The 25,537-nt window shown below is 45.0% G+C and carries 22 protein-coding genes and 3 tRNA genes; 14 read left to right on the top strand and 11 right to left on the bottom strand.

The genetic code is table 11. The features are described 5' to 3' along the window. Positions 1 to 162: 162 nt before the first annotated feature. Positions 163 to 822 carry a GntR family transcriptional regulator gene (locus tag MKHDV_RS09005; protein ID WP_216846896.1) on the top strand — a complete coding sequence of 220 codons (660 nt, stop codon included), beginning with the start codon at positions 163 to 165 and terminating at the stop codon, positions 820 to 822. A 122-nt stretch (positions 823 to 944) separates the two neighbouring features. Here MKHDV_RS09005 and MKHDV_RS18915 read toward each other — a convergent pair whose 3' ends face one another. Both MKHDV_RS18915 and MKHDV_RS09000 read right to left on the bottom strand, forming a co-directional pair. Further along, entirely contained in the window at positions 945 to 1,148 is a 204-nt protein-coding gene (locus tag MKHDV_RS18915) for a DegV family protein (RefSeq protein WP_254060445.1), read from the bottom strand. After that, complete coding sequence (locus tag MKHDV_RS09000) at positions 1,055 to 2,389, bottom strand: DegV family protein (protein WP_254060443.1); 1,335 nt, start codon at positions 2,387 to 2,389, stop codon at positions 1,055 to 1,057. Before MKHDV_RS09000 ends, MKHDV_RS18915 begins: the two co-directional genes overlap by 94 nt. 401 nt (positions 2,390 to 2,790) lie before the next feature. Between MKHDV_RS09000 and glpA the strand changes: the two genes are divergently transcribed. The 4 genes from glpA to MKHDV_RS08980 all read left to right on the top strand — a co-directional run bounded on the left by glpA (position 2,791) and on the right by MKHDV_RS08980 (position 7,864). Next, a complete protein-coding gene (glpA, locus tag MKHDV_RS08995; RefSeq protein WP_160714459.1) occupies positions 2,791 to 4,335 on the top strand; it encodes an anaerobic glycerol-3-phosphate dehydrogenase subunit GlpA in 1,545 nt (514 codons plus the stop codon). Positions 4,336 to 4,343: 8 nt separating this feature from the next. Then, entirely contained in the window at positions 4,344 to 5,627 is a 1,284-nt protein-coding gene (gene glpB / locus MKHDV_RS08990; protein ID WP_160714457.1) for a glycerol-3-phosphate dehydrogenase subunit GlpB, read from the top strand. Positions 5,628 to 5,688: 61 nt separating this feature from the next. Continuing rightward, a complete protein-coding gene (gene glpK, locus MKHDV_RS08985) occupies positions 5,689 to 7,200 on the top strand; it encodes a glycerol kinase GlpK (RefSeq protein WP_160714455.1) in 1,512 nt (503 codons plus the stop codon). Positions 7,201 to 7,333: 133 nt separating this feature from the next. Continuing rightward, positions 7,334 to 7,864, top strand: coding sequence for a type 1 glutamine amidotransferase domain-containing protein (locus MKHDV_RS08980; protein WP_160714453.1), 531 nt, complete (start codon positions 7,334 to 7,336; stop codon positions 7,862 to 7,864). A 92-nt stretch (positions 7,865 to 7,956) separates the two neighbouring features. On the opposite strand, the gene MKHDV_RS08975 is transcribed toward MKHDV_RS08980, so the two are convergent. The 6 genes from MKHDV_RS08975 to MKHDV_RS08950 all read right to left on the bottom strand — a co-directional run bounded on the left by MKHDV_RS08975 (position 7,957) and on the right by MKHDV_RS08950 (position 14,234). Then, a complete protein-coding gene (locus MKHDV_RS08975; RefSeq protein WP_160714451.1) occupies positions 7,957 to 8,490 on the bottom strand; it encodes an MFS transporter in 534 nt (177 codons plus the stop codon). Next, positions 8,487 to 9,128, bottom strand: a complete 642-nt coding sequence (locus MKHDV_RS08970) for an MFS transporter (RefSeq protein WP_160714449.1) — start codon at positions 9,126 to 9,128, stop codon at positions 8,487 to 8,489. The genes MKHDV_RS08975 and MKHDV_RS08970 overlap by 4 nt, the downstream gene beginning before the upstream one ends. A gap of 458 nt (positions 9,129 to 9,586) precedes the next feature. Next, positions 9,587 to 10,189 (bottom strand): 3D domain-containing protein, encoded by a 603-nt coding sequence (locus tag MKHDV_RS08965; protein WP_160714447.1) that lies wholly within the window; start codon positions 10,187 to 10,189, stop codon positions 9,587 to 9,589. A 315-nt stretch (positions 10,190 to 10,504) separates the two neighbouring features. Next, positions 10,505 to 10,927 (bottom strand): rRNA maturation RNase YbeY, encoded by a 423-nt coding sequence (gene ybeY / locus MKHDV_RS08960; RefSeq protein WP_160714445.1) that lies wholly within the window; start codon positions 10,925 to 10,927, stop codon positions 10,505 to 10,507. Between the two features lie 5 nt (positions 10,928 to 10,932). Beyond that, the gene (locus tag MKHDV_RS08955; protein ID WP_160714443.1) at positions 10,933 to 13,224 is read right to left on the bottom strand and encodes an HD family phosphohydrolase; all 2,292 of its coding nucleotides are present in this window, start codon (positions 13,222 to 13,224) and stop codon (positions 10,933 to 10,935) included. 11 nt (positions 13,225 to 13,235) lie between these two features. Further along, complete coding sequence (locus MKHDV_RS08950; RefSeq protein ID WP_160714441.1) at positions 13,236 to 14,234, bottom strand: PhoH family protein; 999 nt, start codon at positions 14,232 to 14,234, stop codon at positions 13,236 to 13,238. A 265-nt stretch (positions 14,235 to 14,499) separates the two neighbouring features. On the opposite strand from MKHDV_RS08950, the gene MKHDV_RS08945 reads away from it, so the two are divergent. The 6 genes from MKHDV_RS08945 (at position 14,500) to MKHDV_RS08920 (ending at position 21,713) form a co-directional block, all read left to right on the top strand. Continuing rightward, complete coding sequence (locus MKHDV_RS08945; RefSeq protein ID WP_160714439.1) at positions 14,500 to 15,600, top strand: glycosyltransferase family 4 protein; 1,101 nt, start codon at positions 14,500 to 14,502, stop codon at positions 15,598 to 15,600. A gap of 108 nt (positions 15,601 to 15,708) precedes the next feature. Continuing rightward, the gene (locus MKHDV_RS08940) at positions 15,709 to 16,731 is read left to right on the top strand and encodes a low specificity L-threonine aldolase (protein WP_160714437.1); all 1,023 of its coding nucleotides are present in this window, start codon (positions 15,709 to 15,711) and stop codon (positions 16,729 to 16,731) included. A 347-nt stretch (positions 16,732 to 17,078) separates the two neighbouring features. Further along, positions 17,079 to 18,023 (top strand): DnaJ C-terminal domain-containing protein, encoded by a 945-nt coding sequence (locus MKHDV_RS08935; RefSeq protein ID WP_160714435.1) that lies wholly within the window; start codon positions 17,079 to 17,081, stop codon positions 18,021 to 18,023. A 37-nt stretch (positions 18,024 to 18,060) separates the two neighbouring features. Next, entirely contained in the window at positions 18,061 to 18,390 is a 330-nt protein-coding gene (locus MKHDV_RS08930) for a chaperone modulator CbpM (RefSeq protein ID WP_160714433.1), read from the top strand. Positions 18,391 to 18,444: 54 nt separating this feature from the next. After that, entirely contained in the window at positions 18,445 to 21,057 is a 2,613-nt protein-coding gene (clpB, locus tag MKHDV_RS08925) for an ATP-dependent chaperone ClpB (RefSeq protein ID WP_160714431.1), read from the top strand. Positions 21,058 to 21,131: 74 nt separating this feature from the next. Beyond that, the gene (locus MKHDV_RS08920) at positions 21,132 to 21,713 is read left to right on the top strand and encodes a peptidylprolyl isomerase (RefSeq protein ID WP_160714429.1); all 582 of its coding nucleotides are present in this window, start codon (positions 21,132 to 21,134) and stop codon (positions 21,711 to 21,713) included. Positions 21,714 to 21,936: 223 nt separating this feature from the next. Here MKHDV_RS08920 and MKHDV_RS08915 read toward each other — a convergent pair. After that, a tRNA-Pro gene (locus MKHDV_RS08915) sits at positions 21,937 to 22,013 on the bottom strand. 592 nt (positions 22,014 to 22,605) lie between these two features. Between MKHDV_RS08915 and pnuC the strand changes: the two genes are divergently transcribed. Both pnuC and MKHDV_RS08905 read left to right on the top strand, forming a co-directional pair. Beyond that, a complete protein-coding gene (gene pnuC / locus MKHDV_RS08910; RefSeq protein WP_160714427.1) occupies positions 22,606 to 23,238 on the top strand; it encodes a nicotinamide riboside transporter PnuC in 633 nt (210 codons plus the stop codon). Between the two features lie 14 nt (positions 23,239 to 23,252). Further along, positions 23,253 to 23,795: an AAA family ATPase gene (locus tag MKHDV_RS08905; RefSeq protein ID WP_160714523.1), complete on the top strand. Its 543-nt coding sequence runs from the start codon at positions 23,253 to 23,255 to the stop codon at positions 23,793 to 23,795. Between the two features lie 234 nt (positions 23,796 to 24,029). Here MKHDV_RS08905 and MKHDV_RS08900 read toward each other — a convergent pair. Together MKHDV_RS08900 and MKHDV_RS08895 are read right to left on the bottom strand one after the other, a co-directional pair. Beyond that, positions 24,030 to 24,106 (bottom strand) — tRNA-Pro (locus tag MKHDV_RS08900). A gap of 206 nt (positions 24,107 to 24,312) precedes the next feature. After that, positions 24,313 to 24,389, bottom strand: a tRNA-Pro gene (locus tag MKHDV_RS08895). 397 nt (positions 24,390 to 24,786) lie between these two features. Between MKHDV_RS08895 and pcp the strand changes: the two genes are divergently transcribed. Beyond that, the gene (gene pcp, locus MKHDV_RS08890) at positions 24,787 to 25,455 is read left to right on the top strand and encodes a pyroglutamyl-peptidase I (RefSeq protein WP_160714424.1); all 669 of its coding nucleotides are present in this window, start codon (positions 24,787 to 24,789) and stop codon (positions 25,453 to 25,455) included. Positions 25,456 to 25,537: the final 82 nt, after the last annotated feature.

Below are 25,537 nucleotides of genomic sequence, written 5' to 3'. Positions count from 1 at the left end.
AAAAAGGCTACATAGTCCCGTCGAAGAAAATTGGGCTATTTGATCGGGCGATCTAGTGAGAAAGAGATACGAATTGTTGTTTTGATCGTTATCGAACTGTGTAGAATGGTGTTTGCGTGACGAGGGGGTACTCGTTGTGCTTTCATATAAAGAGAGGGCCTCTTGAAGAAATCAGAAAATATGAAGTATCTGAAAGCGTATGAAAAAATTCGCGATTTAATATTGTCAGGAAAAAAATTGCCCGGAACACGGCTTGTACTTGCAGATCTGGAGGCAGAACTGCAGATAGGCCGTGGAGCACTCAGGGAAGCTTTGCTCCGCCTTGACCGGTCTGGTCTTGTTCGGAATGTGCCTTACAAAGGGGCAGTCGTTGCAAGTCCACCGAAGCAAAAAGAGATTGAGTATATATATAAGATGCGTGCCGACATTGAAATTGAGCTAGCTCTCATTGCAATGGAAAATATGAATGAAGTAGATTTTCAAGAGCTTGAGGAATTGCACGCGCAGATGGTTAAACTGAAATCCACCAATGAAGGTTTCTTTGCGTTAGATCGTCAGTTTCATCTGTATATTGCAGGTAGGGCTGAGTTATCTCACTTGTATTCAATTCTTGAAAAACTTCTGGAGTTTATCGAGATGTTCTTAAGCTTATATCAGTACAAAGCTAATGACTGCGTACGCTTTAATGAAGAACATGCGAGAATCATAAAGGCACTACGTGAAAAGGATGCTGAGGTTCTTACTTCTTTGCTCAAAGTAAATATTCAAGGCGGGCTTGGACTTGTTGGTGAAGCGTATGACAGAATACGCTGCTCAGTGTAATATTTTGCGCTGGCTAGTAGGGACTTGTATCGTACTGTTTGATTTTGCTGAATACGATTTGACATAAGAAAAGCCGCTTAGAAAACTAAGCGGCTTTTTTGGTGTGTTTTATCTAGTGGTGATTAGGAATCACATAATACTGATACCCCACATGCTCCCGGCCCACTATAGCAGCCAAGAACTGGAGATGCTTGTAGTACAAATTCGATGTCGGAATGAAATTCTTTTTTGATCATAGCAGCAAGGCGTTTTGCCTTTTCCGGTGCTTCAACATGAGTGATGGCAAAGCGAAGATTCGTTTTACCGTGAACACGTTTTTTGAGCAGCTTAATGAGACGTGCTTCGGAATGGCGAATGCCACAACTTCTTCATAGCTCTCGTTAAGGTCTTTGTAGAGTGCTTTGTAATGTCCCGGAGACGGCTGTGATGTTTTTACAGACTTGGAATCCGGAAGCATTTTGTTAAATTCTTCAGTGGATACATCCACTTTATCCAGCATTTCTTTGTCATCCATGTACAGCTTAAGCGGTGCGACACGGATGTCATATTTTTTTAGTAACTCGTCTGGTAGATCGCAGGTTGAGTCAGTAAGAATGCCGGTACGTTGCTCTTTGGCGGCAAGAAGATTTCTATGCTGCTCGAGCATATCTTCTTTCTTATGATGAGAGACTTCGCCGTATTTTTCAGCAATTTCGAAAACGGTTTCAGGCTCATTCGTATGTACATGCACACGAATTTTAGCAGATGTACCTGCAACAACTAGTGAGTCGCCAAGTGCACCAATTTCTTCGCGAAGAGCATCGCGGTCAATATCTTCACCGGAAATCATACATTCTGTACAGAAAGAGAATGTAAGGCTGTCAACAGCGACACGGTCGTGTACGGCTCCTGAAGGTTCAGGAATAATGCTTTGTTCTTCCTGTCTGTTCAAGTTGCCGCGTTCTGTAAATTCTACAATGCCTTCGAGTAGATATACAAAACCAAGAGCGCCAGCATCAACTACGTCAGCAGCTTTCAGTGCAGCAAGTTTTTCTTTTGTGGCACGTACAGATACTTTCGCATGTTCGAGAGAATCGTACAACAGATCGTGAAAGTTGTTGTAGTTCTGATGATTCGCAGACAGGTGATCAGACCAGTCACGAATAACAGTAAGGATAGTTCCTTCTTTAGGTTCGGATATAGCTTCAAGAGCACGCTGTGATGCATTGGAAGCAGCATCGGAAAAGTCTTTGAGCGTGACTCGTTGTAGACCTTTTACACCTTCAGAAAAACCGCAAAGGAATTGAGCAAGAATAACACCGGAGTTACCACGGGCACCTAGAAGGGCGCTCTCCGCAATAACTTCACTCATTTTGCCGATTGACTGGTCAAGTGCGTTGGCAGATTTTTTAACAACATTATCCATAGTACCGGCCATGTTACTGCCGGTGTCTCCGTCTGGTACGGGGAAGACATTAATGTCGTTAAGATGACCATGTTTTTCAATGAGACGCTTCGCTGCAGCGTTGATAACTCGTTTGAAGCGAATACCGTCTAAATATTGAATTCTTGTCGTTGATGACTTCAAGCTTATCTCCTTAAGCGGCCTTATAAAAAGCGCATTAGCCAATCACCTATAAGTGACAAATGTCATTTAAGCAAGGTGAACGGTGTTCGCTAACCTAAAAAACTACTTTCTAGGTTCCTTAGAGTTTTGGGGGATGGATAGTCAGACTGGACATTATAGGTTCAATTGCATACATATAGTCGATACTAGTCGAGGGGTGTTTTTTACTGTTTTGTAGGCTTAATACTGGCTGACAAAATGTTTTTTGCGCTGTCTTATATCTGTGATAGTTCGGCTAGTTTCAATGTGAGACTGTACGGTAGACAATTGTATTTGTGCCGTCAGTTAGCAAAGGGTACTACTCTTTGCATTGGTTTATGTTGTTATAATCGTTTAGTGATACATGATGTCTGGAGGTTTTTTTGCAGACTCAAGTACTTATTATCGGTGCAGGTGCAACAGGTACCGGTATTTTTAGAGACTTAGCCCTTCGGGGCGTAGAATGCATGCTTATTGAGCAACGCGACGTGAACGCCGGAGCTTCCGGCGGCAACCACGGTTTGCTCCACAGTGGTGCCCGTTATGTGACCACTGACCCGCATTCTGCAAATGAGTGTAAGGTTGAAGGGGACATCATCAAAGAATTTGCTCCTCACTGCATTGAAAATACAGGCGGTTTGTTTGTAGCAGTGAAAGGCGATGATGAAGCATATGTCAAACAGTTCCCTATTAACTGTGAGAAAGCTGGAGTGCCGTGCAGGGAAATTAGCCCTGAAGAGGCCTTAAAACTCGAGCCTAACCTTAACCCTGATGTAATAGCAGCTTATGAAGTTGAAGATGCATCAATTGATCCGTTCAAGCTTTCCCTTGAGAACGTTGCAGACGCTGAAGCACACGGGGGTGTGTATAAGCGTTACATGAAACTGCTTGGTTTTAGCAAAGATGGCGACACAATTACCGGCGCCCGCGTGGTTAATACCCGCACCGGTAAAAAGTCTGTTATCGAAGCTGATCAGTTTATTAACGCAACCGGAGCATGGGCAGCTAACGTCGCAGAAATGGCAGGTGCTAACATTCGCATGACATATGCAAAAGGTAGCCTGCTAGTAACCCTTTCTCGACTGAACCATCGTGTGATTAACCGACTGCGTCCTCCGGGAGACGGCGATATTCTCGTTCCTGGCGGCACGGTCTCTATATTAGGTACCACTTCTGTTCGTGTTGAAGATCTTGATAACGTGGCTCCGTCCATCGAAGAGATCAACCGCAACATCGACCAGGGCGCCCAGATGGTACCTGCCTTAGATACCTGTCGTTACGTTCGTGCATATGCTGGCGTTCGCCCGCTGGTTCAGCTTGGTGAATCTTCCAGTGACCGTGCCGCAAGCCGTGGCTACGCACTGATTGATCACGAATCTGAAAGCCTTGATAACTTTATCACCATCACCGGTGGTAAACTTACTACCTACCGCCTTATGGCAGAGCGGTGCGCTGACCTTGTCTGTAACCGACTTAAGGTTGATGCCCCTTGTCTCACCCGCGGTACTGTTCTCCCTGATTATGTTCAGACAGAATGGGCGGAGCCTTCCATTCTCACCAAGCGTGAGTGGATGCGTCGCCATAATTCTGATGACCACCTCCTTTGTGAATGTGAAATTGTACCTAAGAGTGCTGTTGACGCTATCCTTGATTCCTTCGGTCCAGACGAAAAGCCGCGTATTCAGGCGGTTGGTCTGCGTAGCCGTGTAGGTAAAGGGTCTTGTCAGGGCGCATTCTGTGGTGCGCGTATTGCTGCGCACATGTATGATCGTGACCTTTTCGAAGGCCGTGATGGTGTGGACAGTCTGCGCGAGTTCCTTTCCAAACGCTGGAAGGGTCAGCGTCCTATCCTTTGGGATGCTCAGTTCAATCAGGCAGAACTTAAAGAAGCACTGTACTTCGGTCTTCTTAATCTGGAAATGGATTAGAGGGTGATATGAGCAACTTGCCAGTCACTGAACGTGATCTCTTTGTAGTAGGTACCGGTATCGCTGGTATGTCCGCTGCTGTGTACGCAGCAAAACGCGGATTGTCTGTCTCTCAGGCAGGCAGTACCGGTGAAATCGTGTTTTCTAGCGGCCTGTTCGATATAATGGCCGTCCATCCTGTGGAAGAAAAAAAGCTTTGGGAAAATCCTTGGGAAGCCATGGCGGCAGTTGCTGCCGATATGCCTAATCATCCTTACGCGCATGTGTCTCGTGAAGATGTAGAAAAAGCATATGGCGAACTGTTCGATTTTCTTTCTGAATTCGGTCTTGAGTACCGTATGGAGAAAGAAGCGAACAGCAAGGTGCTTACCCCAATTGGTACAGAAAAAACCACATGGGCTGTTCCAGTTACCATGTGGGCAGGCGTAGAAGCTCTCAAAAACAATGCCCCTGCATTGCTGATTGACTTCGAAGGCCTCCGTGAATTCAGCGCAAAACAGGTTGCCACCACCATTGGTGATAAGTGGTCTAACCTTAAAACAATGCGTCTTGAGTTTCCGGATTCTGCATCAATGAAGCCTATCCTTACCGGTATCATGGCGCAGTCCATGGAACTTAAAGAAACCCGCGATAAGCTGTATGCCCTCATTAAGCCTCACCTTAACGGTGTGGAGGCTGTTGGCGTGCCTGCTATTCTGGGTATCTACACTACCGATGAGATTCTGGAAGAAATGGAAAAAGAGCTTGGCGTAAAAGTCTTCGAACTACCGACTTTACCGGCTTCCGTGCCGGGAATGCGCTTAAAAAGCCTTTTTGAAGGAAGAATTGGTACCTTAGGTGTTGATTTAAAGTTACAACATAAGGTATTTTCCATAACCCCACTCAACGATGGTCGCTATGAAGTGACCTTCGGTGTACAAGCACCAACCGAAAAAGTAGTTGCCAAAGGCGTTGTGCTTGCCACCGGTCGTTTCCTCGGCGGCGGACTGTTCGCTGACAGACATCACATTGTGGAGACTGTGATGGGCCTGCCAGTATCTCAGCCAGCTGACCGTGAAGAGTGGCATCGTACCGACCTGCTTGACCCGCGTGGACACAAAGTTAGTTCCGCAGGTGTTGAGGTCGATTCTTCATTCCGCCCGATTGATGAAAACGGAAAAGTTGTACACGAGCGTGTATTCGCTGTTGGCTCTCTGTTAGCTCATCAGGATTGGATGCGAATGAAGTGTGGAACTGGCATTGCGGTTGCTAGTTCACTTCGTGCTGTTGAAGCTTTTGTAGCTCAGCAGTAGGCTTACTGTTTAAGTAGTAATCAGTTTTATTGTAGCCTTACCTTAAAAGTGGAGAATCACTATGTCTAAGTACATCGGCGCTGTTGACCAGGGAACTACAAGCTCACGTTTCATTATTTTTGATAAGAAAGGCCAGATCGTTGGCATGGATCAGAAAGAGCATGAGCAGATTTTCCCTAAACCAGGCTGGGTAGAGCATAACCCAATGGAAATTTGGGAAAATACTCAGGAAGTTATTCAGGGCGCCTTAAAGAAAACCGGCCTTAAAGGTACAGACATCGCTGCTATTGGTATTACTAACCAGCGTGAAACTACTGTTATCTGGGATAAAAAAACTGGTAAGCCTTACTACAACGCAATTGTTTGGCAGTGCACCCGTACTGACAAAATTTGTAAAGAGTTGATGGCTGAAGGTGGTCAGGATCGTTTCCGTGAAAAAACCGGTCTCCCGATTGCGACTTACTTCTCTGGTCCTAAAATGAAATGGATCATGGATAACGTACCGGGCGTAAGAGCTGCTGCACGTAATGGTGACGCTCTTATCGGTACCATGGAAACCTGGATTATCTGGAACCTTACAGGTGGCGCAAAAGGCGGCGCACATGTAACTGATGTAACTAACGCTTCCCGTACTATGCTTATGGATCTTGCTAGTCTCGAATGGGACAAAGATATCCTTAAGATCATGGATGTTCCTGAAGCAGCTCTCCCACGTATCGTGTCTTCTTCTGACAATGACACTTGGGGTACTACTGAAGAACATGGTCCTCTCGGCGCACGTATTCCTGTTTGTGGCGCTCTTGGCGATCAGCAGGCAGCACTCGTTGGTCAGGCTTGCTTTGATGTTGGTGAAGCGAAAAACACATACGGTACAGGTTGCTTTATGCTCCTTAATACCGGTACCAAACCTATCCAGTCTAAACAGGGTCTTCTTACTACCGTTGGTTACAAATTCGGTAACGAAGAAACTGTATACTGCCTGGAAGGCTCCATTGCTATTGCTGGTGCTCTCATTCAGTGGCTGCGTGATAACCTCAACCTTATCAATTCAGCACCTGAAGTCGAAGAACTTGCTAAGTCCGTGGAAGACAATGGCGACGTTTACGTTGTTCCTGCATTCCAGGGCTTGTTTGCTCCGTACTGGCGTTCCGACGCTCGCGGCGTAATCGCAGGTCTTACCCGCTTCGCTAACAAAGGTCACATTGCACGTGCTTGTCTTGAGTCCGTAGCATACCAGACCCGTGACGTTCTTGAAGCTATGAACAAAGATTCCGGCGTTGACCTTACTACTCTCAAAGTTGATGGTGGTATGGTAATGAACGAACTGCTTATGCAGTTCCAGTCTGATAGTCTTTGTGTTCCAGTTATCCGTCCTCAGGTTACAGAAACCACTTGTCTTGGCGCTGCATATGCTGCTGGCCTTGCTGTTGGTTACTGGACTAGCATTGATGACCTTCGTGCTAACTGGGCAATCGACAAAACTTGGGAACCTACATTTGGCAAAGAAGAACGTGAAAAAGGTTATGCTGGTTGGAAGAAAGCGATTACGCGTACTTTCGACTGGGTTGAATAATCTTTATTCATCATCCGTAATTATAAGCGCACAGAGCATATGCTCTGTGCGCTTTTTTTATGTTCAGCAAGCAGGAAATAACAGAATAATTACCTCCTCATGGTAAAGTAGATAGTAACGTAGGAGGCACGCTATGGGCTTGTTGAATGGTAAAAAAGTTTTGATGTTTGTAGGAGATCTTTTTGAAGATCTTGAGCTCATGTATCCTAAGTTGCGTCTTATTGAAGAAGGCGCGGCAGTAGTTCTCGCCGGAACGGATACAGAGACGGTGTACAAGGGGTATCATGGGTATCCAACAAAGGCAGATATTTTACTTTCTGATGTGAATCCTGATAATTTTGATATTCTTGTCATTGCAGGTGGGTTTGCACCTGATAAATTACGTCGCGATATGGATGTAAAAAAGATAACTCGCGCGATGCATCAGCAGGGTAAAACAATAGCATTTATTTGCCATGCTGGGTGGATTCCAATCTCAGCCGGTATCCTTGATGGATACACTTGTACATCTACACGGGGTATTACTGATGACCTTGAGAATGCTGGAGCAAAATGGGTAAATGAACCTGTTGTTGTGGACCGCAATCTTATCAGCAGTAGGGCTCCGGATGATCTTCCTGCTTTTTGTAAAGCAATTATCGAAGTAGAGAGCAATAAAAATTAGACGAACGGGTGAAAAAAAGCCCCGTGAACATTAGTTCACGGGGGCTTTTTTATGTCTGAATTTGCACAGGCAGCATTATTAAGCAGGCAAAATTAGTTTTTTGTCTGCTCGTCTGAAGGACAGTTCAGCGCCAGAATAAACATGGCAACACCAATGATTGTTGCCGTGTAAAATACAGCTGAAATGCCTCCCATAATAAGAGGAATCGAAAATATTAATGGCCCGATGGTTTGTGCAATACGAAGCACCGTACCGTTTACTGCCATAACTGCGCCACGTTTTTCAATGGATGCGATGCCGGTAAGCTTGGCGGCAAGGTTCGGAAAGGACAGACCCTGTCCCATGCCGAAGAAGCCTACTGGGATAGCTAACAGCCAGAAATTGTCAGGAATAGACATGGTTGCCATTGAAGCAAAGAAGCATACAGCGGCAAGGCATAGCATGGTTCGAACGGACAGGATTTGACGTATGCGTCCTAACTGTGAGGCTGCAACTCCTGTAAACAGGGAAGATATGGCAAACATAAAACCAATACGGGATGGACTTGCGTCAAAAACCGTATCGGAGAGAATTGGTACATATGTAATGATCGGACCGTACAGAATTGTGAAGGTGCAAAGCGTCATCCCGAAAAGGACAAGTGCTTTTTTGAAGAAACAATTTGCGCAGTATTTTTGAAGTAGCCAGCCATTGTTTCTTTAGATTTCGGATTCGGTAAATCTAGATGAATTGCACAAAGTACAGCAAGTGGAAGGGCTAATATTGGCAGCATAAATGGATATTGCCAGCCTATTTCACCAAGTAATCCGCCAAAGAATGGAAAAATTGCAGTGCCAAGGCTGAGTACGCTTGCGTTGTAGCCCATAACTTTAAGGCGCTCTGTACCAGAGTACAGGTCGCCGGTGATGGTTGTATAGAGCAGGCTGATTGGTGCTGCCCCAACACCCTGTAAGGCACGAAGAAAAAGAATTGTTTTGTAGTCAGTTGCGAATGCGCATGAAAAACCGGCGATTCCGAAGATTACAAGTGCCGGAATAAGTACAGCCTTCCTGCCGTATCTGTCTGCAAGGATTCCCGCAAATGGCGTAAGAAAAATACCTGGAAGCGTAAAGCTTGTGAGGAGTAAACCAATTTCCGCCATCGGAATATTTAATGAGCGTCCAGCAGATGGCAGTACTGGAAGGATACTGGATACACCCATAACAACAAAAAGGGTGATGCCGAAGAGTAAAAGTAAATTTTTATCTTTTAAGGGGGATTTCATGCAGTGCTCGCGGGTGAAAAATAATTAATGCCTGACTTGTTTAGTTCTTGAGATGCATAAGGTCAAGGAGCACTGCGGAGGGAGCATCGGTTGTCTTTAAGGGTGACACTCTCATTCTGTGACTTTTTTTTAGAGTTGCATCCGCTATTATTCCTATATACTGTGGGAAGCGGGGGGGATAGAGGAGATATATTTATGGAAAAGAAGATCCGATGTCCCTATTGCACCAAAGTATTTCGATGCAGAATTCGCTCAATTAATGGCGAAGGGCGAGTTATCGATTTAAGTTGTCCCTATTGTAAAGAGAAGTTGATATTGAAAAAAGACATGGTTGATAGTCCTAGCTAGTACCTGTTGCTCTCAATTTCACTTCCACAAACAAAACGCCTCTGGAAATACTTCCAGCGGCGTTTTGTTTGTTATACCCGATGCGTTCAATTAGGGTGTGTGAACGTGGGTTAGTTCGTGCGTCGGCAGATGTCGTCGGTAGCAAGGAGAAAATCTCTGTGAGGAGTACGATACAGTTGGGTGTATGTTTGCGCCGGAATTGTAGGCGGTGCAAGCAGGTGAACTTCAAGATTCCTTCTACCGAATGAGAGAGCTTTTGTAGTCTCAGGAATGAACACATCAACTTGGTTTCTTTTCCGTTTTGCCATCAAATCTTCAATGGTAAAAACTCCAAGTGATTTAATGTAAACTTTTCTTCCAAACGTCCAGCCTTTTGCAAAAAGGTCACGGGATACCGCGATGATGCCCGGGCGAACTTTGGTGTTATATGCAGTGATAAACGGTGTGGAATCTGTTTCTTCAATACGGGGGCTGTATGCTGTAACTTTTACCAATCGTTTGGATCGTGAGTCATGTAACGATTTCTGTGTATTACGCCCCAGTTCGAGGGCAAGTTCTGTTTGAATTGAATTATTGCGCAACACTACTTGCATGGCATGTATTGATTGATTTTGAGAATCAATCAATTGCCTAAGCTGTCGTATCTCACGCTGATGCTGAATTATGAATATTACAGCAGCGAGTGATATAAGTAAGTAGATGCAGTTTTTCATTATTACTCATGTAGATAAAAGTATAGTGTGCGAGTGTTCTACTATACAGTAGAAACGCCATTGGGCAATAATCTTTTATGTTAAACTGCATATACTAAACGGTAGTAGTGTTGCTAATTCATTGTTTTGATGGAAATAAAATTCATGATAGGAAGGAAGTCCCATTTGTATGGGCAGTTCGCGGTGCTTGTAGTTGTATTAAATAAAAACACCATGCAATAGATATTGCATGGTGTTAGTTTTAGTATATTGCATTGTTTCTTTATTTCTAGAATTTTCTTAAAAATATAGAGCGGTTTGATTGTAACGGTACAGTTATTTAATGGTGTTAAGCCCCGCATCAACAGCAACATCGGTCAGTGCAAACATTTCGTCTCCATGATCGTAGCCTGCAAGATGAAGCATTCCGTGAGCGATAAGGCGCAACGCGTGCTCTGCTCTATCCTGTCCGTACAAGAGACATTCTCGCTCGAGAGTATCCATGGACAAAGCCAGCCAGCCAATGCTCTGTGCGCTTCCGTCTTCTGTGGAAGGGAACGACAGGATGTTAGTAGGTCCATCGCATTGGAGAAAGGATGCGTTTAGATCGGCAATTGTGGCATCGTCCACAAGATTGATCTCAACGTCTTTATCCTCCTGCTTGATGGCAGAAAGCATTGCTTCCATTACACGTGTCAGTTCCGTGCGGGAAAAGGGAAGAAGCCAGTCAACAGACTGGCTTTTTTTTATTGTAATCATATATTCTACGCTGCTTCAGGAGCAGGTCCATTTTTTGGTTTTTCAGGCTTGTCTTGATGCTTCTTTTTCTCTTCATTATTTTTGACGCATCCTGCGCGCTGATCTTCGGGATATTCAATTCTTCGATGGAAAATACCGGTAAGCACACGATGGAAGCTTTCGCCGACTTTGGTTAAGTCGGAGAATGTAAGCTCAGAGTCATCAAGCTGACCCTCAGAGAAGATACCCTTAATGATAGTGTCGATATGTCCGCGCAAACGGCTTGGAGTCGGGTCTGCAAGTACACGGCTAGAAGCCTCAACAGCGTCAGCCAGCATAACAATAGCGGCTTCTCTGCTTTTCGGTTTAGGTCCCGGGTAGCGGAAGTCGTCTTTGCACAGGCTTTCATCTTGTTCCGCTGCTTTAGTGTAGAAGTAGCGGATGACAGATGTGCCGTGATGCTGCTGGATAATATCTTCAATTTCATGACCAAGACGGAATTTACGGGCAAGCCCGACACCTTTCTTAACGTGAGAAATAAGAATGAGCGTGCTCATGGCTGGAGTAAGCTTGTCATGAGGGTTCTTTGCTCGTCCCTGATTCTCAATAAAGTATTGTGGTTTAATTAACTTACCGATGTCATGGTAGAGCGCCGCTACTTTACATAGCAGGCTGTTGGCACCAATTGACTTAGCACCGGCTTCTACAAGGTTGGAGAGAATAAGTGAGTGATGATATGTGCCCGGGGCATTCATCATCAGTTCCTGAAGCAAAGGCTGCTCAAGGTTCATTAATTCCATCAACTTGAAGCGGGTGGTGTAGTTGAAAATTAGTTCGATAATCGGGCTGAGAGCAAACACAACAAGCAAGGAGATTAAGCCATTTGCCGCTGCAAAGGCAGCGCCGACAGCGATGTCAGGCATATCCAATTGTTGGTAAAGTGCTAAGGCAACCCACGTAATGAGGAGTCCGCCCATGAGCGGAAGACCACTTAACGCAATGTCTTTACGGCTTTCTGCGTGTTGCACGAGCCAGACGTTAATCATTCCGCCGATGAAATAGAATAAGAAGAGTGCAATAGTTCCACCCATCATTACTGTACAGAGAAAGCTGGTGATAAGTGCGGTTACGCTGCATCGTCTTATGCCGAAGATGAGTCCTACTAATCCCAGTGCACCCGGTACAGGGTAAAGGATAGGGAGTAGGTCTGCGGCTTGTGGTGCTCCGTCAAGGTTACCTTGTAGAAGCATGAAGGCTTTTGCGCCACCGGCAAATAAAATGATTAGCAAAGAGGTGAAAAGCAGGTCTTCGTTACGCAATGAACAGAGTCTGCGCCCCCTGCGTTCAAAGGCTAATCCGGCACCGAGAAGTAAGGCGGTCATAAACACACCCAGCATTTGATACGGGAAAAAGCGCTGATTCTTATGTGCGAGCAGTGCTTGTAACTTAATTTGGATAGGCAAGGTCACACGTTCGCCTTTGCGAACAATGCTCTCGCCTTTTTTAATGCTGTAATACACGGGATCAACTGCATCTATTGCCAGTTGTTCACGAAGCTGTGACTCCACCCTGTTCGGCGTAATCGTCGGGGTAAGGACAGGAGAAATGAGAGAGAGGATAGCGTTTCGCGTACGAAGCAGTGCTTTACCTTTCTTACGTAGCTCTTTGAGCAGTCCCTTTTTTGTAGTTGAAAGATCATCAACCTTAAAGGCTACAGAGTGAAGCGTTTCGTTTTTCTGCTCAAGGTCGCGGATAAGGTATCCGTTTCTGTTTTGCAGCAACAGCGTTCTGTCCGCCACGATGCCTTTATTGAGTATATCTACAATATAGGGCAACGCCTGTGTGTAAAAAATTGTCTGGAAGCGCTCTTCCTTCCAATGGCTGTAAGTTTGACGGGATACTTCAACATTGAGAAGTTCCTCAATTTGCCAGCGAACAGCATCTTCGTCACTGGAGGAAGCCATGGGAGAATTGATCAGATCAAAAATCACACGGAATTTGTCTTGAATCTTGGAGATAGGAGATCGGTCCAGGTCATAAATAGGCGGTTGTAGTGCTGCAACCTGTCTGCGCTTGGCGAGGGTGGAACTGGTATCTTCAAAGAGTAGGTTTTGGGTTGCGAGTACATCTTGTGCCGCAACTTCTCCTGCAACATACAAGGGAAGTGGGGGGCGCAGATTGGTTCCGCTAAGAATCGCAAGGCTGATCAGCGTAATAAGGAACACAAAAATGCCAAGTCTTGGATAAGACGAAATGGCATTACGTATTTTAGCAGATCCCTTTTGTGCTGAACCGCGCGCTTTACTTTTAGAAGTCATAGCCTGCTCGGTTAATCTTTGTTTGTCAGTTCTGCTGTATAACGCTCGTACGCGTTAACAACTTTTGCAACCAATGGATGACGAACAACATCATCATGGTGAAAGTGTAGAAAACGGATTCCATTGATATTTGTCAAGACTCTTTGTGCCTCTATGAGACCGGAGCGATGTGTGTTTGATTTTCCACATACTGGCAAGTCAATTTGTGTAACATCTCCGGTAACTACCATACGGGAACCGTATCCCATACGTGTTAAAAACATTTTCATCTGTTCAGGTGTAGTATTTTGTGCTTCATCCAATATAACGAATGCGTTATTGAGAGTGCGACCGCGCATGAATGCTAACGGGGCTATCTCAATTTCTCCAGTTTCAATCATGTGAGTTACTTTTTCAGAATCCAGCATGTCATGCAGAGCATCGTAAAGTGGACGTAAATATGGATCAACTTTTTCCACAAGATCGCCCGGCAAAAATCCTAATTTCTCACCCGCCTCAACAGCCGGTCTGGTAAGAATGATTTTTTGTACTTTCTTTGTGAGAAACATTGATAATGCCATTGCAACAGCTAGATACGTTTTACCTGTACCAGCTGGCCCTATCGCAAACACCATTTCGTTTTCACGTAATGAAGCAACGTAGTCGCGCTGGTTTAATGTTTTTGGAGCAATGGTTTTTTTAGGCGAAACAACAAAAACTGAATCTTTAAACAGTTTTTGCAAATTTATGCTTGGTTCGCGTTGCAGCATACCGTAGGCATAGGTGATGTCTTTAGGATATACAGTGTTGCCTGCTTTAAGCAGACCGTATAGCTGCGTGAGGAGATTTAGAATTGTTTGCAGTGCATCTGGATTAGTGGAGCTGGCATGTAGAGTAGTGCCTTTTGTGCCCAGCTGTACGCCACTTTGCTTGGATATGAGCGTGAGATGTTTATTTTGCGGGCCAAAAAGGGCGTTCGCGAGTTGAATGTCATCAAAGTCCAATGTCTTCGTCACAGATGTGTTTGTCATATACGTTCTGGCCGCATCCTTTCGGAAAGGTTAATGTGTATAATCTGCTCGTGTGGTAGCCTGTTTTTTACAATGAGTCTACTCAGGCTCCCTTAACAAATCGATTTTTAAATCGTATTGCGTTTTGACAACGCTTATAAAATACTCGGAATGAGACTTGTTGACGCGATAGTGCGCACGGTTTTATCGATCTGACCAGTCATAATAATTATGAAAAAGGACAGCGCACTTGCTTTCTGAACGTGTTGCTGTCATGAGTCCACACATGAAAACGATACAGATAATAAATGTACGCTGGTTTAATGCCACAGCCTGGTACGGGTTGTATCTCGCCCGTTTGCTGCGTGACGCAGGGCACGAGACATTGGTCATTACAGAACCGGGTACAGAGGCAGACGATAAAGCAAAAGAATGGGGTTTTACTCCGCTTCATTTTGATCTGAATTCTTCAAATCCGCTTAAACTGCTGCGTGCATATACCCAACTCCATAAGCTTATTACAGATTTTACTCCAGATATAGTCAATTGTCATCGTGGAGAAGGCTTTATTCTCTGGGGATTGTTACGCAAGTGTCTTGGATCGTTTAAGCTTGTACGAACAAGGGGAGACCAGCGTCTTCCTAAGAATAATTTCCCGAACCGGTGGCTGCATACCAACGTTGCAGATGCTGTTATTGCGACAAACAGCGTAATGGCAAACCACTTTATTTCTAAGCTGAACGTGCCGGAATATAAAGTCTCTACCATCTTTGGTGGGGTAGATACAGAAAAGTTTGTGTTTAATAGTGCCGGACGTGCAGAATTTCGTGAAAAACTTGGCTATGATGACTCGCACTTTGTGGTTTCCATGCTCGGTCGTTTCGATGAAGTCAAAGGGCAAAAAGAGCTGATTGAAGCCGTAGGAAAACTCTACCATGAGAAGGGCATGAAGCAGCTACGCCTTATGCTCCTCGGGTTTGAAACTGCCACGACTCAAGCTGAAGTAGAATCATGGATTGCTGCTAATAATTTACAAGATATTACCTGCATTACGGGTAAAGTGCCGGATGTGTCCGCAGCTATTTCAGCCATGGATTTAGGCGTTATTGCTTCCAAGTGGTCAGAGACCATCGCCCGTGCTGCTTTTGAAATCATGGCGTGCAAACGCCCGCTCATTTCAACAGGCGTAGGTGTAATGCCGGACTTTATGGATGAAGATGCTATGTTTGAAGCAGGTAATGTGGATGCCTTAGTGGACACCATAGAACGTGCTGCGAAAGACGAAGTGTATCTTCAACGTATTTTTGATTTACAGCAGAAAGAAATTACTGAACTTTCCGGACAGCATTTCCTTGAGAACACGCTCGATTTATACTCAAGATTGTAGCGTTATAAAATTTCTCAGTTGTAAAAGGGCTCGTATAGAAATTTCAAAAGGCCGCTTCTTAGTGAGGCGGCTGTTCTTCGTGTGATATAGCGATAAAGGAGCTAGATCGTGATTAACTTTGCCAGTGATAACTATTCTGGAGTGCATCCACGTATTATGCAGGCTCTTGCCGCTGCAAACGAAGGTTGTGCCTGTGCGTACGGTGATGACACATATACAGCAGATGCCGATTCTGCCTTTAAGGCATTGTTCGGGGATAATATTGCTTCTTATATAATGGTTAACGGAACGGGCGCTAATGTACTCGGATTGTCTGCCCTTATGAGACCGTATCATGCAGTCGTATGTTCAGCCATGGCGCATATTAATGTTGATGAAACAGGCGCTCCCGAAAATGTTCTTGGCAGTAAGCTTCTTACTGTAGAGTCAAAAGACGGTAAGCTTACCCCGAAAGATGTTGAGCAGTTCCTTTTTGCAAAGGGTGTTGTTCATCATAGTCAGCCAAAAGTTATTTCTATTACCCAGTCCACTGAATACGGTGCTGTGTATACGCCTGAAGAAGTAAAAGCACTGGGTGATTTTGCTCGTGAACACGACATGTACTTGCATATGGATGGCGCCCGCATTGCGAACGCTGCCGCAGCACTAGGTGTAGATGTTACCGCGTTTACTCGTGATGCCGGTGTGCACGTACTTTCTTTTGGTGGCACTAAAAACGGTCTGATGTTTGGTGAAGCCATTGTCTTCTTCGATCCAAAACTCGCGGAAGGTTTTGAATACCTGCGTAAGCAGAATCTACAGTTGCTTTCCAAAATGCGTTACGCATCCTGTCAGTTTAAAGAACTACTGTGTGACGGCTTGTGGCTTGAAACTGCTCGTAATTCGAATGCAATGGCAAAACGCCTTGCGGAAGGTCTTGCGGATGTTGCCGGTGTTACGATTTGCAATAAGGTAGACGTAAACTCTGTATTTGCCATTATCAGCCCAGAGCATCAGGAAGAGTTGCATAAGCAATTCGCATTCTATGAATGGGATGAATGCACCCATGAGGTTCGCCTAGTTTGTTCTTTTGATACAAGTGAACAGGATGTGGATAGTTTTGTTGCCGCAGCAAAAGCTATTTGCGGATAGTGTTTTGTCCGAAAAATAAATAAGTTACTACGAAACAGCACGTTGCCTGCAATGCTTTTGAGGGCAATGTGCTGTTTTTTATTGTCAATATTACAGTAACGCGGGGTTGACTCAAACAATCTTGAACCTATTGTAGTGTTGTATCAATTTGTTAAGCATATAAAAAATAGCTACGGTTCTCAGGACGCTGAGTAACAGTAGCTTTATGTTTGAATCGATTGCGCCACGGGATAAAATATAAGAGTCCCGGCACGGGCTTTAGGTAATACTAAATCGGTGTGCACGGCGCCCATATCGAATTTGATAATCATAAAAAAATACGTATTTATATATAGATAGGGGTGATCATGTCTGTTGAGTATAAAGATTATTATAAAATTTTAGGTGTTTCCAAAACCGCAGAGAAAGATGAGATTTCTCGTGCGTTTAAGAAAATTGCGCGAAAATACCATCCTGACTTGAACCCGGATGATGCTGAAGCCGAAACAAAATTTAAAGAAGCGAACGAAGCGCATGAAGTGCTTAAAGATCCTGAAAAACGTCGCATGTATGATCAGCTTGGCCCTAACTGGCAGCAAGGTCAGCACTTTAATGGTGGCGGCGGAGGCGGCTATCAGAATATGAACTTTGGTGGTGGCGGCGATTTTAGTGACTTCTTTGAAAACATGTTTGGTGGCGGCGGTGGTGGCTTCCAAGGTGGAGGCGGTTTTCAGGGCTTTGGTGGACAAGGTGGCGGCTACGGCAGTCGTCAGCAGCGTGGGCGTGATGTCGAAGCTTCTTTGTCCTTAACTTTGGAAGAAGCATACCACGGCGGTCGTAAATCCATTACTCTTTCAGACGGTGGCGGCGGTACAAAGGCGCTGGAAGTTAACATTCCTGCTGGTATTAAGGATGGCGCACGTATTCGTTTGTCCGGTCAGGGTGATCAGGGCTATGGTGGCGGTGCATCAGGCGATTTGTATCTTAAAGTAAAAATCGCTGCACATCATCGTTTTACCCTTGATGGTTTGAATGTTCTTCTCGAATTACCATTATCCCCATGGGAAGCAGCTCTTGGTGCAGAAGTAACCGTACCTACGCTTGATGGTAACGTAAGCCTGCGTATTGCAGCCGGCAGCGGCAGCGGTCGTAAACTTCGTCTGCGTAACAAAGGTCTGGGAACTGGTTCGAACAAAGGTGACCAATTTGTGCGTATTAAAGTTGTTGTTCCTGAATCCACTACAGATAAGCAAAAAGAACTTTGGGAAGAGCTTTCAAAAGAATTTGAAGACTTTACCCCTCGTGAATTCTAGCATGGCATAATATCTTCGCAAATACGGGAGGCTTGCAATGACACGTACTATTCTGGAGTTACAGATGATATCTGAAGAATTGCCTGTTCAATCGGATCGCATTGCATGGGCTCAATTTTTAGAGCTTACGGGAATTCATCCTTCTAAATTGGGCGAGTTGCTTGAGATGGAATGGATTATTCCTGCGAAGGCTGCGGATAAGCATTACTTGTTTACTCGTAAGGACGTTTTTCGCGTCCGCAAGCTTATCCGTATTTGTGATGATTTTAGTCTAACTCCGACAGGCGGTTCGATCATTGTTGATTTGCTCGAACGTGTTCAGGATTTAGAACGTAAAGTTGAAGAGCTTGAGTCTGGCGCGGAATAATATCGCAGTTACGATTTTATATTTCAGTATGTTCAATGATTCGGAGAGTGCAATATGGATTTAAATCAGTTCACTGAAAAATCTCAGGCAGCCATTAGTGAGGCACAAAACATTGCAATTCGTTTTGGGCACCAGCAAGTGGATGTTGATCATCTCGTGCTTGCATTGGTGGATCAAGAGCAGGGTCTTGTTCGGCGCATTTTAGAGCGCGTGAATGTTGATCCAGCCCGTTTTGGGTCTGCATTAGAAAAAGAAATTCGTAAAAGACCTTCCGTGAGCGGCCCCGGTGCCAGTCACGACACTATTATGGTGACTCAGCAGCTGAACCAGTTGTTAGTGCGCGCACAGGATTTTGCAAAACGCATGAAAGACGAATTTGTCAGCGTTGAGCATCTGTTTTGTGTAGCACTGGAACCACCTGTTGCTCCATCCGTTGCGGCAGTGGTTAAGGCTATGAACTTCACTTATGAAGATGTTTTGAAGTCTCTGAACGAAGTTCGTGGTGCTCAGCGTGTAACATCACAGAATCCAGAAGATACCTATGAGGCTTTGATCAAATATGGTCGTGATCTTGTAGATGAAGCCCGAAGAGGCAAGCTTGATCCTGTTATCGGGCGAGATGCTGAGATTCGTCGTACTATCCGTATTCTTTCCCGTCGTACTAAGAATAACCCTGTGCTTATTGGTGAGGCAGGTGTTGGTAAAACAGCTATTGTTGAAGGGCTCGCTCATCGTATTTTGAACGGTGATGTGCCTGAAAGTCTAAAAGACAAAAGCTTGTTTGCTCTTGATATGGGCGCGCTGATTGCTGGTGCCAAGTATCGTGGTGAGTTTGAAGAGCGTCTTAAAGCGGTTCTTGCAGAAGTTGAAAAATCTGAAGGCCGTATTTTAATGTTCATTGATGAACTGCATACTATTGTAGGTGCCGGTAAAACAGAAGGCGCAATGGATGCCGGTAACTTGCTCAAGCCTATGCTGGCTCGAGGAGAACTGCATTGCATTGGTGCCACTACACTTGATGAATACCGTCAGTACATCGAAAAAGATCCTGCTCTGGAGCGTCGTTTTCAGCCGCTTGTTGTAGATCAACCGACGCTTGAAGACACTATTTCTATCCTGCGTGGCTTGAAGGAACGCTTTGAAGTGCACCATGGTGTGCGCATCAGCGACTCCGCAATTGTGGAAGCTGTTATGCTTTCCGACAGATATATTTCAGACCGTCAGCTGCCGGATAAGGCTATTGACCTTATTGATGAAGCTGCGGCAATGATTCGTACAGAGATTGACTCTATGCCTGCGGAACTGGATGAAGCCAGCCGCAAGATGATGCAGCTTGAAATTGAACGTGAAGCACTTCGTAAAGAAACTGATCAAGCTTCCCGTGAGCGTTTGGAAAAACTTGAAAATGAACTTTCTGAGTTGCGCGGCACTCATGCAGACCTCATGTCTAAATGGGAAAAAGAAAAGGGTGCCATTGATTCGCAGCGACAGTTGAAAGAACAGATTGAAGAAACCAAGCGTAAGATTGAAGAAGCTGAACGTAATTATGATTTGAATACGGCTGCACAGCTTAAATATTCTGTGCTGAATGATCTTGAGAACCGCCTGAATCCAGAACAGGATGAAGAGGGCGGAGACGAGCGTCTGCTGAAAGAAGAAGTTCGTCCTGAAGACGTAGCCAGTATTGTGGCACTTTGGACAGGCATTCCTGTCACACGTCTTGTGGAGGCTGAGCGTGACAAACTGTTACGTCTGCCTATTGAATTACATGAACGAGTGATTGGACAGGATGAAGCTGTTGAGGCTGTTTCTGAAGCTGTTCTGCGTTCACGCGCAGGCCTTTCTGATCCAAACCGGCCTATTGGTTCCTTCATATTCTTGGGACCGACCGGTGTTGGTAAAACAGAGTTGTGTAAGACTCTGGCAGAAGCATTGTTCGACACAGAAGATAATATTGTACGACTCGATATGAGTGAGTACATGGAAAAACACACTGTTGCCCGTCTTATCGGTGCCCCTCCTGGATACATCGGATATGACGAGGGTGGACAGCTCACAGAGGCTGTGCGCCGTAAGCCTTACAGTGTAGTGCTTTTTGATGAAGTAGAAAAAGCACATCCCGATGTGTTTAATACCTTGTTGCAGATTTTAGATGACGGACGTTTGACTGATAGTCAGGGACGCACCGTTAACTTTAAAAATACAATTATCATCATGACCTCCAACATCGGTGCACCGTTGTTGCTTGAGGGCATCTCTCCGGACGGCCATCTTGCAGATGGTATTCGTGAGACTGTTATGCAGGAGCTGCGCAAGCACTTTAGGCCGGAATTTTTGAACCGTGTTGATGAGACGGTACTCTTTAAACCTCTGTTACGTGAACAGATTAAAGAGATTATTGAACTTCTTCTAGGCCGGTTGCGTGCAAGGCTGGAAGGTCGTAAGATCACCTTGGAGCTCACCGAGGCTGCGCGTGATTTTATTGCAGACAACGCGTACGACCCTGTGTACGGTGCTCGTCCTCTGCGACGTTATCTACAGCAGAGACTTGAGACTACGCTTGCACGCAAGCTTATTGGCGGTGAGTTACGAGAAGGTCAGCATGTTGTCATTGATGTTGTAACGGAAGATGACGACTTCGAAGATTTGCAATTTACGATTTCATAAGACGAATATTGCAGATACAAGCGGCTTTTGATAATGCACCTACAATCAATCTACATAATATGGAGAGAGTGCATATGCGACTTTTACATTTACTTGGCGCAGTAGCGCTTCTTTTAGTAACATTCACTTCCAGCAGTGCGCTGGCTAAAGAGGATTCCGTTTTGATTAAATTTGAAACTACAATGGGCAACTTTGTTGTTGAACTCGATACAGAAAAAGCTCCTGAAAGCTCTAAGAACTTCGAACAGTACGTTCGTGACGGTTTCTACGATGGTACTATCTTCCACCGCGTAATCGACAACTTCATGATCCAGGGCGGCGGTTTTGACGCTGATATGGAACAGAAAGAAACTCGTGAGCCAATCAAAAACGAAGCTGACAACGGCCTCGCTAACGATAAATACACTCTCTCAATGGCACGTACTCAGGATCCTGATTCTGCTACTGCTCAGTTCTTCATCAACGTTAAAGATAACGCATTCCTTAACCACTCCGGTAAATCCGTGAGCGGCTGGGGCTACGCAGTTTTCGGTAAAGTTGTAGAAGGCACTGAGATCATCGACATCATGAAGGGCGTAAAAACTGGTAGCTTCGGTTTCCATCAGGACGTTCCTGTTGAGCAGGTTGCTATCGTTAAAGCATACGTTGTAGAATAGGTTGTAGTACACTTCGCTGCACTTGTTGCGGCGAGGCGTTTATTCCTAGAATAGTAAAGGAGCTTCAGAGTAATCTGAAGCTCCTTTTTTTGTATACTGATAAATCTGAGAGTTTTTTTTGGGAATAGATCTCTTTTTCGCTGGTGGGACAGACGATGGAACGTGCTGGTGAAAAATAGGACACAAAAAAAGCTCACAGTTTTCACTGTGAGCTAAATATTCGTGGTCGGAGAGACAGGATTCGAACCTGCGACCCTCTGGTCCCAAACCAGATGCGCTACCAAGCTGCGCTACTCTCCGTCGCGAAAGAAGTGATATGGAAAACTGGAGTTAGATGCAAGTAAAAAATGCAAAAAATCATTTTTTTTTCTGATATTGCGCATGATATAGCGATGCCCACTCATGCATTGTTGTGTGACTGTTATCGCTCGATGTGGTTACGGCTAGATTTCATCGTATGAGAAAAATAGGTGGGCACGGTGAGTTGACTTTGTACATTCAATCAATACATAAACGCTCATGCGCATGAGGGTGTCGATAGAAGAGAGCATGATTCTTTACTGGCGAGGCATCCTGTGCTGATTGAGATTGCGTACAAAGCCTTTTTTTACAGATTAAAAAAGAGCTGCGCAGCCGTTAGCCGTTAGTAAGTCTTCGAGCTTCACGGATAAAGAGAGTATAGCGGCATAAAAAAATGAGATTGAGGCATACTTGGGTGTGTGTGGATTTGTTTTTTGAAGTAGCGGTATCAACCGTAGGCGAGCTTTCAAGCTGTACTGAATGAGTACCCTGCGGGTGCGCTGTGGCGTGCTGTTTGTAATTAATCTTTTTTTTTATTTTACTATTTATACGGGTTGCATCTGCTCAAGTTGGCGGCTCTAAAGGAAATACTATGGAACTTCTTAACTTCGTTCTCGGCTTTGTGGAAGCTATGAGCTGGCCTGAACGTATTTCGATTGCAACTGGACTTATTTATATTGTTTTAAGTGTGCGTCAAAAGCCATTATGCTGGCCGTTTGGCATTCTCAGTGTTGGCATTTGGATGGTGGTTGTTTTTAACGGAAGGCTCTACATGGATGCCTTTCTCCAGTTTGTGTACGTAGTGCTCGGCTTTTATGGCTGGTGGCAGTGGATGCGCGGTGGCGAAAATGATACTCCGTTGCCGGTGCGCACTGTGGATAAGGCACTTGCTTTAAAGCTCACTGGTGTAGGCATCGTGGGCATAATGATTTTTGGATACATCTCTCAGAATATATTACATGCTGCATTTCCGTGGCTGGATACAATTACCACAGTCATCAGTTTGATTGCTCAGTACTTGCTCGCACGAAAATATCTGGAGAACTGGATTCTGTGGATTGTTGCTGACGCAATGTACATCTATATTTACTTTGCTAAAGGGTGGACTGGGTACAGTGGTCTTATGGCTGTGTACACCATTATGGCAGTTGCCGGTCTTTACAGTTGGTACAAGTCTATGCAGGCAGATACCGTGAATACTGAAGCCAAATGCCAGACTGCTTAAACGAGGAAAAGATTATGTCGCCTAACGCTGCCCCGATTGTTCGTGTTGTTGTTACCGGGTCTGAATGTACGGGGAAATCTACGTTAACAGACATGTTAGCAAAGTATTATGGTGTGCCGTATGTTGAAGAGTACTTGCGTAAGTACTTTGTAGAGCATGACGGAGAGCTCACACTTGAAGATGCTCTGCCTATTGCAAAAGGACAGCTTGAGGCAGAATTGGCTGTAGAAGCAAAGCGTCCTCCCTTTCTGCTCTGCGATACGAATATGTTATCTTCGGCTGTGTACAACAAATACTATTACAAAAATAATCCTGAGTGGATTGAGACGACAATGGATGAAAGAGTCTATACTCTATACGTTCTTTGTGGAATCGACATTCCGTGGGAAGATGACGGACAGCGGGATCGACCTCTTGAACGCGGGCGTATGCAGAAGCTGTTTAAGAAAGAGTTGGAGAATCGGTGTGTGTCTTTTGTAGAAGTACAAGGGACACGGCAGGAACGCCTTACATGTGCAGTAGCAGCTATTGATGCTGTGCTTTTTGGACGTTGCTAGCAAGGGCATAGCGATAGAAATATAAAGCGCCTCTGTGTGAAAACATAGAAGCGTTTTTTTATGGAGAATTTTTGAAATGAGAATGAGGCAAGGGTGCTTGGCGTTGCGCCTTTGATGCTGTCTGTTCCATGACGATAGGGTGACGCCATAGACTTTTGTTCTGGACGTAGCTGCTTGCAGCAAGGCAGCGGACATAAAAAAAGCTCACAGTTTGCACTGTGAGCTAAAAATTCGTGGTCGGAGAGACAGGATTCGAACCTGCGACCCTCTGGTCCCAAACCAGATGCGCTACCAAGCTGCGCTACTCTCCGTCGCGAGAAATGTAACTAAGGAAAAGTGGCGGGAGTTGCAAGTAAAAAATGCAATTTTATTAAAATTTAGTCACATTTTTTTGATGTAGGCTCTTTGAGTCTGCATAGAGGTTCCCTGTGCTCCGCTATTTTCTACTGTAGGTGTAAAAATGCAAAGCAGTGGATATGAAAAAAGCTCACAGTTTTCACTGTGAACTTTAAATTCATGGTCGGAGAGACAGGATTCGAACCTGCGACCCTCTGGTCCCAAACCAGATGCGCTACCAAGCTGCGCTACTCTCCGTCGCGGAAAAGTACTAAGGAAAACCGGAGTGACTTGCAAGGAAAAAATGCAGAAAACGTAAAGTTTATGCGAAAAAAAAAGTGAATATTTTGACTTTCAATGCAAAAAAAACGTTTTTAAGCTCAAGTTTGATGCTTTTCTATGAAAAACTGCCACTGGCAGAATTTTGAAAATATACGTTGGTAGGAGCACTCAAGTCGAGCGCATAAGTTCAAAGCTTAGAAATAGGAAGTATTCGAAAGCGGTGGGGACTGTTTATAGAATGATTGGCTTTCTTGTAACAACACTCTCCATGCCATAATGTTAGTACTGTTGAGAGGCCTCTGTTTTTAGGGAGGCACAGTGTGGACATTTGGAACACCGGTGATGTTGACCGGCAAGGAAAGGAGAGTTTTGCATGGATACAATTTTGGTGACTGGCTTTGGGCCTTACGGCAATACGCCTGTGAATCCCGCCAATCAATCAGCCGAGGCTTTAGATGGTCAAATCATTGCTGGCGTTCGTGTTGTAGGTGTGGAAGCCCCGAGCTACTGGTTCAAATGCATCGACACAGTAGTCAGTGCTATTGAAAAACATAATCCAGTGATGGTCATAATGCTGGGTGAATTTGGCGGTAGGGCAATGTTGACGATTGAACGAATCGCTCAGAACATAAATGATTCTACCCGGTATGGATTGCATGATAATGACGGACTGACGCAACAGGGAGAGCCAGTCGTGCCGGGTGGACCTGCAGCATATTACGCCACGCTGCCGTTACGGGCTATGGTGCTGGCAATGCGTAAAGCGGGATTTCCTGCGGATATTTCTGATGCGGCTGGAACCTTGATGTGTAATCATCTTATGTATGGTGTAATACATCATGTCGAATCGAATAAGCTCCCTATAAGGGCAGGGTGGATACATTTACCTGCACTGCCAGAAGTGGCTGCTACGGATGCTTTTCTTGGGAGCCCGAGTATGTCGTTGGATACCACTGTTGGCGGTCTTAAGGTTGCCATACAGGCCGCAATTGAACATAAACTAGATGTAGATATGCCTGTGCGTTCCTGCTGGCAGATCTGATACTCAAAGGATATCGGTAAAGTGTCTTGTGTCACTATGGGAATAGGCAGTAGAGGCTTCGATGACGTCCTGCATGTTTGAT

Source organism: Halodesulfovibrio sp. MK-HDV, from assembly GCF_009914765.1.
Lineage (GTDB): Bacteria > Desulfobacterota > Desulfovibrionia > Desulfovibrionales > Desulfovibrionaceae > Halodesulfovibrio.
The sequence above is the reverse complement of the archived record's forward strand: the minus strand, read 5'-3'. Positions and strand labels throughout refer to the sequence as shown.

Excerpts from the sequence above, each read along its gene's own strand:
- glpB (WP_160714457.1), top strand. The coding sequence starts at position 4,344 with ATGAGCAACTTGCCAGTCACTGAACGTGATCTCTTTGTAGTAGGTACC.
- glpK (WP_160714455.1), top strand. The coding sequence starts at position 5,689 with ATGTCTAAGTACATCGGCGCTGTTGACCAGGGAACTACAAGCTCACGT.
- MKHDV_RS08980 (WP_160714453.1), top strand. The coding sequence starts at position 7,334 with ATGGGCTTGTTGAATGGTAAAAAAGTTTTGATGTTTGTAGGAGATCTT.
- MKHDV_RS08975 (WP_160714451.1), bottom strand. The coding sequence starts at position 8,490 with ATGACGCTTTGCACCTTCACAATTCTGTACGGTCCGATCATTACATAT.
- MKHDV_RS08970 (WP_160714449.1), bottom strand. The coding sequence starts at position 9,128 with ATGAAATCCCCCTTAAAAGATAAAAATTTACTTTTACTCTTCGGCATC.
- MKHDV_RS08965 (WP_160714447.1), bottom strand. The coding sequence starts at position 10,189 with ATGAAAAACTGCATCTACTTACTTATATCACTCGCTGCTGTAATATTC.
- ybeY (WP_160714445.1), bottom strand. The coding sequence starts at position 10,927 with ATGATTACAATAAAAAAAAGCCAGTCTGTTGACTGGCTTCTTCCCTTT.
- MKHDV_RS08955 (WP_160714443.1), bottom strand. The coding sequence starts at position 13,224 with ATGACTTCTAAAAGTAAAGCGCGCGGTTCAGCACAAAAGGGATCTGCT.
- MKHDV_RS08950 (WP_160714441.1), bottom strand. The coding sequence starts at position 14,234 with ATGACAAACACATCTGTGACGAAGACATTGGACTTTGATGACATTCAA.
- MKHDV_RS08945 (WP_160714439.1), top strand. The coding sequence starts at position 14,500 with ATGAAAACGATACAGATAATAAATGTACGCTGGTTTAATGCCACAGCC.
- MKHDV_RS08935 (WP_160714435.1), top strand. The coding sequence starts at position 17,079 with ATGTCTGTTGAGTATAAAGATTATTATAAAATTTTAGGTGTTTCCAAA.
- MKHDV_RS08930 (WP_160714433.1), top strand. The coding sequence starts at position 18,061 with ATGACACGTACTATTCTGGAGTTACAGATGATATCTGAAGAATTGCCT.
- clpB (WP_160714431.1), top strand. The coding sequence starts at position 18,445 with ATGGATTTAAATCAGTTCACTGAAAAATCTCAGGCAGCCATTAGTGAG.
- MKHDV_RS08920 (WP_160714429.1), top strand. The coding sequence starts at position 21,132 with ATGCGACTTTTACATTTACTTGGCGCAGTAGCGCTTCTTTTAGTAACA.
- pnuC (WP_160714427.1), top strand. The coding sequence starts at position 22,606 with ATGGAACTTCTTAACTTCGTTCTCGGCTTTGTGGAAGCTATGAGCTGG.
- MKHDV_RS08905 (WP_160714523.1), top strand. The coding sequence starts at position 23,253 with ATGTCGCCTAACGCTGCCCCGATTGTTCGTGTTGTTGTTACCGGGTCT.
- pcp (WP_160714424.1), top strand. The coding sequence starts at position 24,787 with ATGGATACAATTTTGGTGACTGGCTTTGGGCCTTACGGCAATACGCCT.